This is a genomic window from Nonomuraea sp. H19 (assembly GCF_052068215.1).
GTDB lineage: Bacteria > Actinomycetota > Actinomycetes > Streptosporangiales > Streptosporangiaceae > Nonomuraea.
Genome location: NZ_JBQHCV010000001.1, coordinates 494995 through 509581 on the forward strand (window position 1 = coordinate 494995; position 14587 = coordinate 509581).

12 protein-coding genes and 1 other RNA gene are annotated in these 14587 nt (G+C 68.3%); 8 read left to right on the forward strand and 5 right to left on the reverse strand.

Going from position 1 to position 14587, the window contains the following annotated elements:
* Positions 1–39 precede the first annotated feature (39 nt).
* From ACTMTI_RS02295 to ACTMTI_RS02315, 5 genes are all read right to left on the reverse strand, one after another.
* On the reverse strand, positions 40–885 hold the full coding sequence (locus tag ACTMTI_RS02295; RefSeq protein ID WP_441117887.1) for an ABC transporter permease: 846 nt from the start codon (positions 883–885) through the stop codon (positions 40–42).
* Positions 882–1784: an ABC transporter ATP-binding protein gene (locus ACTMTI_RS02300; protein WP_441117888.1), complete on the reverse strand. Its 903-nt coding sequence runs from the start codon at positions 1782–1784 to the stop codon at positions 882–884. Before ACTMTI_RS02300 ends, ACTMTI_RS02295 begins: the two co-directional genes overlap by 4 nt.
* Before the next feature lie 122 nt (positions 1785–1906).
* Positions 1907–2389 (reverse strand): Clp protease N-terminal domain-containing protein, encoded by a 483-nt coding sequence (locus tag ACTMTI_RS02305; protein ID WP_441117889.1) that lies wholly within the window; start codon positions 2387–2389, stop codon positions 1907–1909.
* Entirely contained in the window at positions 2386–2616 is a 231-nt protein-coding gene (locus tag ACTMTI_RS02310; protein ID WP_441117890.1) for a hypothetical protein, read from the reverse strand. The genes ACTMTI_RS02305 and ACTMTI_RS02310 overlap by 4 nt, the downstream gene beginning before the upstream one ends.
* A gap of 186 nt (positions 2617–2802) precedes the next feature.
* The gene (locus tag ACTMTI_RS02315) at positions 2803–3822 is read right to left on the reverse strand and encodes a hypothetical protein (RefSeq protein ID WP_441117891.1); all 1020 of its coding nucleotides are present in this window, start codon (positions 3820–3822) and stop codon (positions 2803–2805) included.
* Positions 3823–3869: 47 nt separating this feature from the next.
* Here ACTMTI_RS02315 and prfB point away from each other — a divergent pair, with 47 nt between their 5' ends.
* The 8 genes from prfB to ACTMTI_RS02355 all read left to right on the forward strand — a co-directional run bounded on the left by prfB (position 3870) and on the right by ACTMTI_RS02355 (position 14584).
* Entirely contained in the window at positions 3870–4988 is a 1119-nt protein-coding gene (prfB, locus tag ACTMTI_RS02320) for a peptide chain release factor 2 (protein ID WP_441117892.1), read from the forward strand.
* 390 nt (positions 4989–5378) lie between these two features.
* A complete protein-coding gene (gene ftsE / locus ACTMTI_RS02325; RefSeq protein ID WP_103956370.1) occupies positions 5379–6068 on the forward strand; it encodes a cell division ATP-binding protein FtsE in 690 nt (229 codons plus the stop codon).
* A 20-nt stretch (positions 6069–6088) separates the two neighbouring features.
* Positions 6089–6997 carry a permease-like cell division protein FtsX gene (gene ftsX / locus ACTMTI_RS02330; protein WP_441117893.1) on the forward strand — a complete coding sequence of 303 codons (909 nt, stop codon included), beginning with the start codon at positions 6089–6091 and terminating at the stop codon, positions 6995–6997.
* Between the two features lie 47 nt (positions 6998–7044).
* Positions 7045–7512: an SsrA-binding protein SmpB gene (smpB, locus tag ACTMTI_RS02335; protein WP_441117894.1), complete on the forward strand. Its 468-nt coding sequence runs from the start codon at positions 7045–7047 to the stop codon at positions 7510–7512.
* A gap of 20 nt (positions 7513–7532) precedes the next feature.
* Positions 7533–9386 (forward strand): penicillin-binding transpeptidase domain-containing protein, encoded by a 1854-nt coding sequence (locus ACTMTI_RS02340; protein ID WP_441117895.1) that lies wholly within the window; start codon positions 7533–7535, stop codon positions 9384–9386.
* Positions 9387–9676: 290 nt separating this feature from the next.
* Positions 9677–10060, forward strand: a transfer-messenger RNA (tmRNA) gene (gene ssrA, locus ACTMTI_RS02345).
* Between the two features lie 371 nt (positions 10061–10431).
* Entirely contained in the window at positions 10432–13302 is a 2871-nt protein-coding gene (locus ACTMTI_RS02350) for a SpoIIE family protein phosphatase (RefSeq protein ID WP_441117896.1), read from the forward strand.
* A complete protein-coding gene (locus ACTMTI_RS02355; protein ID WP_441117897.1) occupies positions 13292–14584 on the forward strand; it encodes an iron-containing alcohol dehydrogenase in 1293 nt (430 codons plus the stop codon). The genes ACTMTI_RS02350 and ACTMTI_RS02355 overlap by 11 nt, the downstream gene beginning before the upstream one ends.
* The last annotated feature ends 3 nt before the right edge of the window (positions 14585–14587 follow it).

Below are 14587 nucleotides of genomic sequence, written 5' to 3' on the forward strand. Positions count from 1 at the left end.
TAGGTCAGCCGCCGCAGCAGCACCTCCGCCGGGCGGGCGTCACCCGACCCGTTGCAGGGCCCGCTCCCGGCGCGCGGCCACGGTCGAGCCCGACTCGCCGCGCGCCATCCCGCGCAGCACGATCGGCGCCACCAGCAGGCCGAGCACCGCCCAGGCGCCCAGCACGCCGGCGGTCTCCAGGAGCCGCCAGGACTCGCCGATCTCGACGCTGACCGCCGCGTCCGGCAGCAGGGCCGAGCGCATGCCGAGACCCATCCAGTAGATCGGGAAGACCTGGGCGATCCACTGGAGCCATTCGGGCAGCGCCGTGATCGGGTAGAAGATGCCGGAGATCCCGATCACCGCGAGGACCGGTAGCTGGAGCAGGCCCTGGGCGCGGGCGCCGGTGAACACCGAGCCCAGGACGGCGCCGATGGGCAGGGTGGCCACCAGGCCCAGCGCCAGCACCCAGGCGAGCGTCGGCCAGGAGCCCGGGCCCATTAGCAGGCCGTCGACGATGAGCATGCCGGGGATCAGGAAGATCGCCAGGTCGGCGAGCAGCCCGCCGGAGACCGAGACGACCTTGCCGATGAGGTAGGCGGGCATCCCGTGCGGGGTCGCCTTGGCGCGCAGCAGGGTGCCGTCCTCGCGGTCGGCGGTGAGCTGCTGGCTCATGCTGACCAGGCCCATGCCGGCGTTCATGCCGAGGATGCCCGGCAGGGCCAGGGTGCCCAGCAGCAGGCCGCTGGAGCCGAACGACGCGTCCCGCAGGAAGAACATCGCGACCAGCAGCAGCACCGGCCAGAGGAAGTGCGAGAACAGGTCGGCGCCGTTGGTGAACGACTGCCGCAGCTCGATCAGCCCACGGGACCAGCCCGCGCGCAGCGCCGTCGTGGCCGGGTTCATCGGACCGCCTCCGGTGTCGATTCGGCCTGGCGCACCAGGGCCAGGTACGTCTGCTCCAGCGAGGCCCGGTGGACCTCGAGCTCGCGGATCTCGTCGCCGTATCGGTCGAACAGGTCACGGGCGAACCCGGTCGAGTCGGTGGTCTTGTGCGTGTGGCGCTGCCCGTCGCGGAGCCAGCGCACCTCGTCCTCGCCGGCGATCCGCCGGGCCAGCTCGCCCGTCGTGCCGTCGGCGACGATCCGCCCGCCGCTCAGGACGAGGATGCGGTCGGCGAGCTTCTCCGCCTCGTCCAGGTCGTGGGTGGTGAGCAGGACGGTGATCTCCTGTGCGCCGGCCAGGCCGCGGACGAGATCGTGGAACTCGTGCCTGGCCTGCGGGTCGAACGCCGCGGTCGGCTCGTCGAGGAACAGCAGCTCGGGGCGGCCCACGAGGCCGATCGCCACGTCCAGCCTGCGCCGCTGCCCGCCGGACAGCGTCTTGATCTTCTTGTCCGCGTGCTCGGTCAGGCCGACCGCCGCGATCAGCTCCTCGGCGTCCCATGGCCGCTGGATCCGGCCGGTGGCATAACCCGCGTAGTACGTGCCGAGGTGGGCCAGCAGCTCGCGCACCCGCCATTTGCCGTGGTCGCGCCAGGACTGCAGCACGACCCCCAGCCGGGCCCGCCACCGCTCGTCGCCGCGCGCGGGATCGGTGCCGAGCACCTCGACCCGGCCCTGCGACCGCGCCCTGAAGCCCTCCAGGATCTCGATCGTGGTGGTCTTGCCCGCCCCGTTGGGCCCTAACAGGGCCAGCACCTCGCCGTGGCGGGCTTGGAACGTTACATCTTGCAGGACGTCGACGGAGCCGTAGCGCATGCGCAGCCTGTCGACGTCGAGCACGATCTCATTGCTCGTCGTCATGGATGACCTCTGTTCGGGACTGGACACCCTCGCGCCGGGACGCATGCCGGCGGGCCTCGTCGCGAGGGCATGAGACATCGCGGCCCGAATCAGGGCCGGAGCGGAATGGGGAGAGCGGCGGGTTACCAGCTCTCGTGCGCCAGCGTCTCCTGGGCGCGCACCATCAGAGCTGCCCGGTCGATGCCCGCAAGGGCGAGCGCGCGGGGGACGGTGCCGATGTGGGTGTTCAGGACCCCGAGCAACAGGTGCGCGGGGCGCAGATCCTTCTTGCCGGTGGCGGCGGCGAAGCCGCGTTCGAGCGCGAGCCGGGTCGAGGCGCCGACGCCCGGACGGCGCTGGGGATCACGGCTGGGTTTGGGGAGGTCGTAGGCGGCCAGGGACACCCCGGCCGCGCTCAAGCTGTGCTCGAACTCCCGGTCCAGCGCAGCCCGGATGGCCTGGCGGTCGAGACCTGCGGAGTTCAGCACCGCATGGGCGGCCGTGCCCTCATGGGCGGCAATGGCAAGCAGCAGATGATGCGCCTCGGCGTCCGCGGAGCCGTCCTCCCGGGCCTCGGCCTCGCCCTGCAGCATGACCGCGTTGATGTAGTGGTCGATTGCGCTCAATGTCGTCTCCTCAGCGTGACGCCGGCCGCGATGAGCCGCTTGGAGTGCTTCTTGTGGACGGCCTGGCGCGTGACGCTGAGCGCCTCGGCGACCTCGGGCCAGCTCCAGCCCGCGCGCATGGCCTGCTCGACAGCGGCGTCCTCCAACTGGTCGGCCAACCGCCGCAACGCCACCACCGCCGCCAACGCGTCCGCAGGATCGGTAACAGGAACTTCATCAGCCGGCATGCAAGCAACGATAGTTGACTAGTCCTCAGTTAGTCAACTCCAGTTGCTTAATGGGCCGACAATCCACCGAAGACGCAGGCCAAGAAGCCGCTCGTCACGGCGACCAACCCGTGAGCCCTCACGACCGGCCATGACAGACGGAGGGGGCTACGGCGCGTGCGGTGACGTTGGGCGACCGTAAAAAAACTATTGCCCAGACGCCCTGGTGAGACCCCCGTCGTGGGCGATGACGGCGGCGGCGGAGGGTTTGGAGAGGGGTGGGACGGCCGTGGCGTATTGGTGGGTCTCGATCAATCTCAGGCTCCGGCGGAGCACCGGGGTGCTGATCGCCCACCCGGCGGACTCCGGCACGGGGATGTAGTCGTCCTCGGCCGTCTTCGTCGTCGTGGTCGTGGTGCGTGACAGCGAATACTGGATCAGCGCCCCGCCGTCCTCGGTCCGGAGGGCGTAGACCGGGAAGCTGTCCGCGCTGAAGATCGAGTCGTAGCTGAACCCGTCGAGCTTCGCCTTCTCCCGGAGGTCGGCGATCTGCTGGGCCACCTCGGTCGTGTAGGGCCCCGCGGCGATGAGCCCCGCCGTGACCCCGGCGGACCCCGTCTCGGCCACGCTGGCGTGCACGGGCTGCATGAACTGGGGGCTGATCGTGACGGTCTTGTCGTCGGGCGCCAGCGCCGCCGCGTAGCCGTCGGCATCCAGTTCGATGTCCGGCACCTGCTGATCCTGCACCAGTTGCGCCGCGGAGCTGAGCCGCCAGCGGTCCGACTTGGCGAACGTCAGCAGCGTCGGCTTCCCGTCGCGCGTGGCGAGCGCGCTGAACCAGGGCGCCCGCTCGTCCGTTGCGAACCTGGGCACGTAGAGCGTCGGCACGCCCCACTTGTGGCGGGGCGGCGCGTAGTCGGTGGAGAGGTACGCCGCCAGGGTCAGCGGCGTCTGCCCGCCGGTCATGAGGTCCACCGCCAGCCCCAGGCGCCCCTGGAGGTCGTTCTTCACCCGCAGCAGGTCGTCGGTGACGGTGATCTCGGAGAACACCTTGGCGGCCTCGTCACGCGTGACGCCGGGTGGCGCGGGAGCAGGCGTGGTGGGGGTCGCGGAGTGCGTCGCGGCGGCCTTGCTGGACGCCGGTGTGGCGTTGCCCGTGCAGGCGGTCGCCGCGGCGAGAACGCCGGCGGCGAGCGCCAGCACCTTCCGCCGCCCGTATACACGCACCTCGCTATGTTATTCGGGCCCGCGTGGGTCGCGTACGCTTGGGAGACGTGGCAGGCATCGATCCGGCAGAAGAGATCAACGAGCTCGCGGGCACGCTCCGCAGCATCCAGGACGTGCTCGACCTCGACGCGATGCGCAAGCAGATCGCGGAGCTGGAACAGCAGGTTGCCGCGCCCGATCTCTGGGATGACCCCGATCAGGCACAGAAGGTGACGAGCAAGCTCTCTCACCTCCAAGGCGAGCTCAACCGCGTCGACGGCGTGGCGCGCCGTCTCGACGATCTGAGGGTGCTCTACGAGCTCGCGGCCGAGGAAAGCGACGACGACACGCGCGCCGAGGCCGACAAGGAGCTGGAGTCACTCAAAACCGACATCGGCGCCTTGGAAGTACGCACCCTGCTGTCGGGCGAATACGACGCCCGCGAGGCGCTGATCACGATCAACTCGCAGGCCGGTGGCGTCGACGCCGCCGACTGGGCCGAGATGCTGCTGCGGATGTATCTGCGGTGGGCCGAGCGCAAGGGCTACTCCACCGAGGTCTACGACACCTCCTACGCGGAGGAGGCCGGCATCAAGTCGGCCACGTTCACCATCAAGGCCCCCTACGCGTACGGCACGCTGCGTGGCGAGCACGGCACGCACCGCCTCGTCCGCATCAGCCCGTTCGACAACCAGGGCCGCAGGCAGACCTCGTTCGCCGGGGTGGACATCGTGCCGGTCGTCGAGCAGACCGACCACATCGACATCAACGAGGACGAGCTCCGCGTCGACGTCTACCGGTCGAGCGGTCCCGGCGGCCAGGGCGTCAACACGACCGACTCGGCCGTGCGCATCACGCACCTCCCGACCGGCATCGTCGTCTCCTGCCAGAACGAGCGCTCGCAGCTGCAAAACCGCGCCAGCGCCATGAACGTGCTCCAGGCCAAGCTGCTCGAGCGCAAGCGGCAGGAGGAGGCGGAGAAGATGTCGGAGCTGCGGGGCGCGACCACCACGTCGTGGGGCACGCAGATCCGCAACTACGTGCTGCACCCCTACCAGATCGTCAAGGACTTGCGCACGGGCACCGAGGCCGGCAACCCGACGGCCGTGCTCGACGGCGACATCGATGGGTTCATCGAGTCGGAGATCCGCTGGATGCGACGGCAGGAGTCAGGGGCGGAGTCTTAAAGTCCGCTGAGGTGCTTGAGCGCCAGGCTCGCGAAGAGCAGGACGACCAGCAGCAGGACGATGAGAGCGGGTGACAGCCCGGCGAAGCCGTGGTTGTGCATCCGCTCCCTGTTGGCGCGGCAGAGGGAGCAACGTCCCTCTATGACGGGGTGGGCGCACTGCGCGCATACGAGGTGTTCACAACTCATGACGTCCCCAAGTCTAGCCGCACAATCGTTTTGTTTCCGTTATGGACGTTCCATGCCAGTCTTCCCCCTAGACTGTCCTCTGGCCAATCGGAACGTCGATCATCAGTAAAGACGACGTCCCCGGTCGGCCATCGGCGGGAAGTGGGCATGTGCCACCCTCGCTTCCGTCCTGACCCCTAGACTGGCATGCCGTGATGCTCTCGTGATCCATTTCGATAATGTCACCAAGGTCTACACGAACCAGAACCGGCCCGCTCTCGACCACGTGTCCGTTGACGTGGACAAGGGCGAGTTCGTGTTCCTCGTCGGCCCTTCGGGGTCAGGCAAGTCCACGTTCCTGCGACTGATCCTCAAGGAGGAGCGGCCCAACTCCGGCGCGATCCATGTCGCCGGTAAGGACCTGGCCCGCCTCTCCAACTTCAAGGTGCCTCACCTGCGCCGCCGCATCGGCTGCGTGTTCCAGGACTTCCGGCTGCTGCCCAACAAGAACGTCTACGAGAACGTGGCGTTCGCCCTCGAGGTCATCGGCAAGCCGCGGCGGTTCATCCGCAAGGTGGTGCCGGAGGTCATCGAGTTGGTGGGCCTGGAGGGCAAGGCCCACCGCATGCCCGACGAGCTGTCCGGCGGCGAGCAGCAGCGCGTCGCCATGGCCCGCGCGTTCGTCAACCGGCCGATGATCCTGCTGGCCGACGAGCCCACGGGCAACATCGACCCCGCGACGAGCATCGGCATCATGAAGGTGCTCGACCGCATCAACAGGACTGGCACCACGGTCGTCATGGCCACGCACGACGCGGCCATCGTCGACTCCATGCGCAAGCGTGTCGTGGAGCTGGAGGACGGCAAGATCGTCCGTGACCAGTCGCGTGGCGTTTACGGCCAGGCGTACTGACAGGGAGCTGAAGAGACAACATGCGGGCGAACTTCATCTTCTCCGAGGTCTGGATCGGCCTCCGTCGCAACTTGACCATGACGATCGCGGTCGTCATCACCGTGGCGGTCGGAATGGCGATGCTGGGCGTCGGCCTGATGACGAACGCCCAGGTCTCCCTGATGAAGACCTTCTGGCACGACAAGGTGGAGATCTCGGTCTTCCTCTGTAACCGGGCGACGGCCATGCCGGCCTGTGAGGGCAAGGCGATCTCCGCGACGCAGAAGAAGACGCTCGAGGAGTTCATCCGAGGCACCCAAGGGGTCAAGGATGTGTATTGGGAGGACCAGAAGACGGCGTACGAGAACTTCAAGCAGGCGTACGCGTCCAACCAGGCCCTCGTGAACGCCACCAAGATGGAGGACATGCCCGAGTCGTTCCGCATCAAGGTGGCCGATCCGGACAACTACAGCGCCATCGTCCAGGCCGTGAAGGGCCAGCCCGGCGTCTCGAACGTGACCGACCACAAGGAACTGCTCGGTCCGTTCTTCGAGATGCTGGACAAACTCGCCTTCGCCGCGCTCACGGCCGCGATCATCCTGGTGCTGGCCGCGGCCCTGCTGATCGGCAACACGGTCCGGCTCTCGGCGTTCAACCGGCGCAGGGAGACGGGCATCATGCGGCTGGTCGGCGCGTCGAACCTGTACATTCAGCTGCCGTTCGTCATGGAAGGCGTCATCGCCGGCCTGATCGGCGGCGTGTTCGCGGCGATCATGTTGATCGTGACGAAGGTGTTCCTCTTCGACGAGCTCGGCAAATACCTTGGCGGCGCGACCGCGCAGCTCGGGTGGGACACCGTGGCCCAGGCGATCACCTACACCATGATCATCGGCGTGGTCATCTGTGTGCTGGCCTCGTTCGTGACGCTGCGCCGCTACCTCAGGGTGTAGCCGTGCACATGGGTCCTGCGCGGTCTTGCCGCCGGTAAAGTCGAAGCATGCCACGTGAGACCGGGCGGAAGGTCATCGCCCAGAACAAGCGTGCTCGGCACGACTACCACGTCGAAGACACCTTCGAGGCGGGTCTCGTGCTGCAGGGCACCGAGGTGAAGTCGCTACGCGAGGGCCGCGCCTCGCTCGTCGACGGCTACGCCAGCATCGACGGCAACGAAGCGTGGCTGCTCAACGTGCATATTCCTGAATACTCCCAGGGCACGTGGACCAACCACGCCGCCCGCCGCAAGCGCAAGCTGCTGCTGCACCGCAAGGAGATCGAAAAGCTCGCCGCCAAGACCAAGGAGGGCGGGCTCACGATCGTGCCGCTGGTGCTCTACTTCAAGGACGGCCGGGCCAAGGTCGAGATCGGCCTGGCCCGCGGCAAGAAGGACTGGGACAAGCGGCAGTCGCTGGCGGAGCAGCAGGCCAAGCGGGAGATGGCCCGGGCCCTGCGCTACCGCAGCCGATGAGAGCGGCGGCACCGCGACCGATGACACGTGCTCGCCGGATCCTCGCCGCGACCGTCACCCTGGCGATCGCTTGCACGACGCTGACCGGCTGCTTCGAGGAGCCGACCCCGCACGACGCGGTGCGTGACTTCCTCGTGGGCTGGCAGACGGAGGACTACGACCTGGCCGCGGGCCGCGCCGACGGCGACCGGGCCACCGTGCGCAAGGCGCTGTCCGACGCCAAGCTGGAGCTCGACGCGGCCTCGTTCCGCTTCAAGATCAACAGCATTGCGGTGAACGGCGAAGAGTCCAAGGCCGACTTCCACGCCGAGGTGGACCTGGGGGAGAACAACCCGCTCTGGCAGTACGACGGGATGCTCCCGCTCCACCTGGTCGACGGCATGTGGAAGGTGCGCTGGTCACCGTCGGTGCTGCATCCGCAGCTCAAGGAGGGACAGCGGTTCGCGGTCGAGACCGACTCGAAGCCGCGCCAGCCGGTGGTCGACAAGACGGGTGAGCCGCTGCAGAGCGACACCGTCTTCTACGCCGCGGGTGTCCGCCCGTCCCAGCTCGGCGACCGGGCGGAAGAGCTGGTCGCGAAGCTGTCCAAGGCCACCGGATACGCGCAGGACCGGCTGCTGGGCCGGATCAGGTCGTCGCCGCCCGACAAGTTCGTGCCGCTGGTCACCTTCGGGCGCTCGCGCTTCCAGACGATAAAGGCGGAGCTCGACGCCATTCCCGGCATCGTGATCGACCCGCAGGAGCAGCCCGTCAAATCCGAGCCGCCCCGGCAGATCGTCGGCACCGTCAGCGCGCTCACTCCCGAATACGAGCAGAAGCTCGGCGGTCCGGAGCGGGCCGGCGACTCGGTCGGCCAGAGCGGTCTGCAGCTGGCCTACCAGGACTACCTGACCGGTTCCACGCAGACCAAGGTGATCATCCTCGACCTCAAGACCGGCAAGGAGGTCGCCAAGCTGCGGGAATGGTCGGGCCGGGAGAACGTCTCGGTGCAGACCACGATCGACCGCGCCATCCAGGCCGCGGCCGAGCGGGCGGTGGCCGACACCGACACGAGCGCACTGGTCGCGGTGGACGGCGGCACCGGCGAGATCCGCGCGGTCGCCACCAAGAACATGAATCAGGAGAAGGACGCGCTGGCCGGCAAATTCCCGGCGGGCACGGCGTTCTCCATCGTGGCCGCGGACGCCCTGATCAAGGGCAAGGTGAGCACCAAGCAGCGGCTGGACTGCCCGCAGGAGCGCACGGTCGGCGGTGCCAGATTCGTGCAGGACGGCCAGTCCGCCGGGCAGACGTCGGGTTCGTTCCAGGACAACTTCGCCAAGGGTTGCGTCACCGCGCTGGCCTCGCTCGCCCGCCGGGTCACGGCCGACCAACTGGAGAAGAGCGCCATGGCGTACGGCGTGGGACAGCCGTGGCGGCTGCCGCTCAAGTCGTTCAGCGGCCAGTTCCCGGAGCTGTCCAGCGACGCCGACAAGGCCAGGGCCATCGCCGGGCAGAACGTCGAGGTGAGCCCGCTCAGCATGGCGCTGGTGGCGGCGGCGGTCTCCTCGGGGACCTGGCGCCCGCCCGTGCTGGTGACCAATCCGAAGTCGCCCGACCCGTCGGCGGAGACCGAGCCGATCGTCCAGCCCGCCCCCGTGCCCGTCGACCCGGAAGTACGCGCCGCGCTGCTCCCGATGATGCGGGCCGGCGCGGCCGGCACACCCGCCCAGGCGGGCAAGGGCACGGTCTACGGCGTGAGGGCGACCGCGGGCAACCAGCTGACCTGGTTCGTCGGCTGGCAGGGTGATGTGGCGATCGCGGTGCTGTCGAAGAACTACGGCGCCGACGCGGTGGCAGGCAGCTTCTTCGCAGGCCTTCGTAACTCATCATGAAATGGTCGTGACGATGAGCAACCGTTCGTGCCTTCGGCTGCGTCTTACAGAGTGACTGGGCCCGCTCGGGGGGTTGCGGATCCAGTCGCCGTGATGAGATCAGGGCTTCATCTCGGGGGAAGTCCTGCCGTCCGGACCGGCTCGACCCTGCCGGTCGGCCCCCGGGAGCGCGCGCTGCTGTGCCGCGCTCCCGGGGGTTTCGCCATCGGGAATTAAGTTGGCATCAGGGGCGTTGTCCCCTGTACATTCTTGTTGCCCGCCCCTTCGGGGGCGTGGTTGACAACTGCACAGGGGGTGACTGGCTTCGACTTCGATCTTGCAAGCCAGGTGAAGCGGGCCGAGGACTGCGGACATAACCTCGTTAATCCTGTGACCGCAAACAACAAGTGCCAATTCCAAGCGCACTGTGGTGGCCCAGGACTCCCTGGGTCTCGCTGCCTAAGTAGCGAAACCACTGTCAGCCCGGGAGCGCCTTCGGCCCGGTGTCTGGCATCGTTAGAAGGCTCAACCGATCGACCCGGCCACGGGGGAGATCGGGAAATCAAACAGTGGCTGAGCCCGTCGGCGACTCGCCTGCGTGATCGCCGGGGCTGAGAAAAGCACAGCAGGCTGCGCCCGGAGAAGCCCTGACTTGGGGTTGAAGGACGCGGGTTCGATTCCCGCCACCTCCACGCCATGTGGCGTTGCTCGAACGCGGCTCTTCCAGAGCGGCGGCGAGTAGTGCCGAGGTGTCATCAGCGGCGGTGTCCTTAGGACACCGCCGTTTTTGCGTTGGACGTGCGGGAGGGATGCGATGGCCGTGACCGGGTCGGCTGAAGGGCAACCGTCGGTCAGCCTTCGGCCACGAGACCATCAAGCATTCGCTCGTCAGTGGCAATAGCTGAGCATCGATTTCTTGCCAGATCCTCACCTGCCCAAAGCCGGGCAGTCGGCTGTCGCTCCATTGGAGCGATCAATTCGGACATTTACCTACAAACCTCATTCTGTGTGAAATAGTGGTTGATAAGGCGCATGCGTCTCTCGCCGGATGAGGGGGCAGTCAGAGGTGGCAGTGCCCTGGAACGACATGGAGCAACTGACCAGCGCCCACGAGAGGTTCTATGACGGGCGCGAGGTCGGGAGCAGCGTACGGAGTTCCATCCTGACGTCCTGGCAGCGTTGCCGGTTGCTCGGATTGATCCCCGACCAGCTGGAGATCCCCTATCAGGAGGACCTGGACCTGCACGGCCGGCTCATGCACGCGGCCGCCCCGGTGCTCGACAAGATGGAGGTCGAGCTCACCGGAGCCCGCGTGAGCGTGATTCTCTGCGATGACAAGGCCAGGGTGCTCCAACGCCGGGGCGGCGACCCCGAACTCAACAGAAGTCTCGACGGCGTCTGTCTCGCCGTCGGATTCGCCTTCGGCGAGCAGATCGCCGGCACCAACGGCATCGGCACGGCGCTGGCGGACAGAAAACCCAGCTACATCCTCGGCAGCGAACATTTCGCTGAATGCATGCACCCCTTCGCCTGTGCCGGCGCCCCCATCCGCGATCCGTTGAGCGGGCGCGTCGAGGGGGTCCTCGACCTCACCTGCCGGCGGTCCGACGCCGATCCGGCGATGCTGAAAGTCGTCCGCAACGCCGCCCACGCCATCGAGCAGCGCCTGTTGGAGCAGACCACACAACGGGAGCGTGACCTGCTCAGGGCCTTCCTGCGCACCCAGCGCGCCGCCCGGCCGCGCGACGGGCATGAAGGAGTGCTCCCCTCGATCAATGCCGTCCTGGGCCGCGCCGAACAGGCCCTGCTGCGGGAGAAGGCCGCGGAGCTGATCTCCTCCCCGCACCGGCTCACGGACCAGGTGGAGCTCTTCAACGGCCAGGTCGCCACCCTCATGCGCCGGTCGGTCGTCGGACCCTCGGGAGAGGTCGGCATCGCGGTCGAGGCGAGCTTCCCGGACGAGGCCAGACGCGTGCGCCGCGTGTCGGTCACCGCCCCCATGGCGGTGCCGCCCTCCTCGGACACTCTGGTGATCCCGGCCGCTTCGAGGAGCACCGAGCCGCGGCTGCCGCCCGAAGCGGCCCTCGCCCCCGGCCTGGCGCCCGCATCCGAACCCGTGCCGGCGCGCGCGTCCACTACCGAGGAGACCGCGGCTCCGGAAGCCGGGGCCGCCGCCGCGGGGATCAGCGGCAGCGAGGGATGGCTGCTGCTCGTCGGCGAACTGGGCGTGGGACAGCTCGCACTGCAGGCACGGCAGCGCCTGGAACTCCTCTACGACGCCAGCGTCCGCATCGGGGCCACCCTTGACGTGACCCGAACGGCGGAAGAGGTGGCCGAAGTGGTCGTCCCGCGGTTCGCGGACTTCGTCACCGTCGACCTGGTGGACGCCGTTCTGCGCGGGGACGAGGCGGCCTACGCCACCGGCGTGCTCCGCCGGGTGGCGATGGGCGCCATCTTCGAGGACTCCTACTTGACCGAGGTGGGGGATTCGGTCACTTTCGTCCAGTCCACCCCGCAGGGCCGCTGCATGGCTACTCAGGAAGCCGTACTGGAATCGGATCTGGCGGAGGCCCCGGGGTGGAAGGCCATAGATCCCGAGCGCACGGAGAAGATCCTCAAGTGCGGGATCCACTCGCTCATCGCGGTGCCCATGTACGCGCGCGGCGTGAACCTGGGCGTGGTCAGCTTCTACCGCTCGGAGCAGCGCGCCTTCGAATGTGACGACCTCCGCCTCGCCGAGGAGCTGGTCGGCCGCGCGGCGCTGTCCATCGACAACGCCCGCCAATTCACCCGCGAGCACAACATGGCGCTCGCCCTGCAGCGCAGCCTGCTTCCCCGGGGCCTGCCCTCGCAGAGCGCGGTCGAGGTCGCCCACCGCTACCTGCCCGCACACGGCGGGGTGAGCGGCGACTGGTACGACGTCATCCCGCTGTCCGGCGGCCGGGTGGCGCTGGCGGTCGGCGACGTCGTGGGGCACGGCCTGCACGCCGCCGCCACGATGGGTCGCCTGCGTACGGCCATGCAGAATTTCGCCGTCCTCGACCTGCCCCCGGAGGATCTGCTCGCGTGCCTCGACGAGCTCGTCGACCGGCTCGACGCCGACCAGGACGGCGGTGACGGGATCGTGGGCGCCACCTGCGTGTACGCGGTGTACGACCCGGTGTCCAGGCGCTGCACCCTGACCCGCGCCGGCCACCCGCTGCCCGCCCTCGTCCTTCCGGACGGAACCGTCGAATTCCCGGAGGTGCCGGCGGGCCCGCCGCTGGGCCTGGGAGGTCTCCCCTTCGAGACGGTCGACCTGGAGATCCCTGAGGGCAGCGAGCTCGTCCTCTATACGGACGGTCTCATCGAGGAGCGCAGCCGCGACATCGACGTGGGGCTCGGGCTGCTGCGGAGCGCCCTGACGCACCCCAGCCGCTCACCGGAGGAGACGTGCAAGGCGGTCATCGAAGCCCTGCTGCCCGGCCGCCCCAAGGATGACGTCGCCCTGCTCGTCGCCCGCATGCACGCGCTGGATGCCGACCATGTGGCCAGCTGGCAGCTGGCCGCCGACCCGGAGAACGTCTCCACGGTGCGCAGCGCGGTGACGGAGCAGCTGGAGCGCTGGGGCCTGGAGGAGCTGGAGTTCTCCACCGAGCTGGTGGTCAGCGAGCTGGTCACCAACGCGATCCGCTACGCCAGAGGGCCCATCGAGGTGCGCCTGCTCCGTGACTGCACTCTCACCTGTGAGGTGTCCGACTGCAGCAGTACCTCGCCCCGGATGCGCCGCGCCACGACCACCGACGAGGGCGGGCGCGGACTGTTCCTGGTCGCCCAGCTCGCCTCGCGCTGGGGCACCCGATACACGGCGAGTGGGAAGGTCATCTGGACCGAACTGGACCTGCCCGCGAGTCCCATCCTTCGCCACACGGAGAGGACTAGTGATCATGCAGCTTGAAGCACTCTTCAGACCGTCTCCGGTCAAGGAGTTCACGCCGCTGCCCCGGGCGCTGCTGGGCCCTGGAACGCATGAACTCGTCGGCCCGGAGGCCAAGGGGCTGGGCTTCAAACGGGCACTGGTCGTCACCTCGGGTCTCAGGGGTACGGACATCGTGCAGCGGATCGTCGACCAGGGGAAGTACAACGGCGTGGACTTCGTCGTCTACGACAAGGTCGAGTCCAATCCCAAGGACTACAACTGCATGGACGCCGCGGAGGCGTTCCGGGAGAACAAGTGCGACTCCTTCGTCTCCATCGGCGGCGGTTCCTCGCACGACGCCACCAAGGGCGCCCGGATATCCCTCGCGCACGACGGTCGCAGCATCAACGAGTTCGAGGGCTACCACAAGGCGGAGAACCCGGACAACCCACCGCACATCGCGGTCAACACCACCGCGGGCACGGGCTCTGAGACCACGTCGCTGTTCGTCATCACCGATACCACGACCGACCCGGACAACCCGCACAAGTACGCGGCCTTCGACCGTTCGGCGCGGGTGACCCTGGCCATCGACGACCCGGTGCTCTACTACGACTGCCCGATCGACTACACCGCGCAGTGCGGAATCGACGTGCTCACGCACGCCTCCGAGGCCTACGTGTCACGGCTGGACTTCGCGCCCGCGCTCGGCCAGGCCCTGCAGGCCGTCGAGATCACCGCGCAGTACCTGCGCACCGCCACCTGGGACGGCCGCAACCTGGCCGCCCGCGAGGCCATGATGTACGGCCAGTACATCGCCGCCCAGGCGTTCAACTCCGGCGGCCTGGGCCTCGCCCACTCGATCTCGCACGCGATCAGCGCCTACTACGACCTGCACCACGGGCTCAACAACGCCGTGCTGCTGCCGCGGGTCTGGGCCTTCAACATGCCGGTGGCCTACCGGCGGTTCGCCGACATTGCCCGCGCCATGGGCGTGGACACCACCGGCATGACCACGGTCCGCGCGGCCGACGCCGCGCTCGAGGAGCTCATCCGCCTGGTGCGCGACCTCGGCATGCCGGAGAAGCTCACGGACGTGAACCAGGGCACGTACTCCAAGAACCGGCTCGGGCAGGGCCCCACCGGGTTCTACCAGCGGTCGAGCGAGATCATCGGAGACGACGCCGACATCGATCGCCTCACCCGGCACACCCTCGGCGACTCCTGCGTCCCGACCAACCCCAAGGAGGGCACCTACGACACCGTCCGTCCGCTCGTCGAGCACTGCATGAACGGCGACCTGGACGACCTGCTCATCTGAGGT

Excerpts from the sequence above, each read along its gene's own strand:
- ACTMTI_RS02295 (WP_441117887.1), bottom strand. The coding sequence starts at position 885 with ATGAACCCGGCCACGACGGCGCTGCGCGCGGGCTGGTCCCGTGGGCTG.
- ACTMTI_RS02300 (WP_441117888.1), bottom strand. The coding sequence starts at position 1,784 with ATGACGACGAGCAATGAGATCGTGCTCGACGTCGACAGGCTGCGCATG.
- ACTMTI_RS02310 (WP_441117890.1), bottom strand. The coding sequence starts at position 2,616 with ATGCCGGCTGATGAAGTTCCTGTTACCGATCCTGCGGACGCGTTGGCG.
- ftsX (WP_441117893.1), top strand. The coding sequence starts at position 6,089 with ATGCGGGCGAACTTCATCTTCTCCGAGGTCTGGATCGGCCTCCGTCGC.
- smpB (WP_441117894.1), top strand. The coding sequence starts at position 7,045 with ATGCCACGTGAGACCGGGCGGAAGGTCATCGCCCAGAACAAGCGTGCT.
- ACTMTI_RS02340 (WP_441117895.1), top strand. The coding sequence starts at position 7,533 with ATGACACGTGCTCGCCGGATCCTCGCCGCGACCGTCACCCTGGCGATC.
- ACTMTI_RS02355 (WP_441117897.1), top strand. The coding sequence starts at position 13,292 with ATGCAGCTTGAAGCACTCTTCAGACCGTCTCCGGTCAAGGAGTTCACG.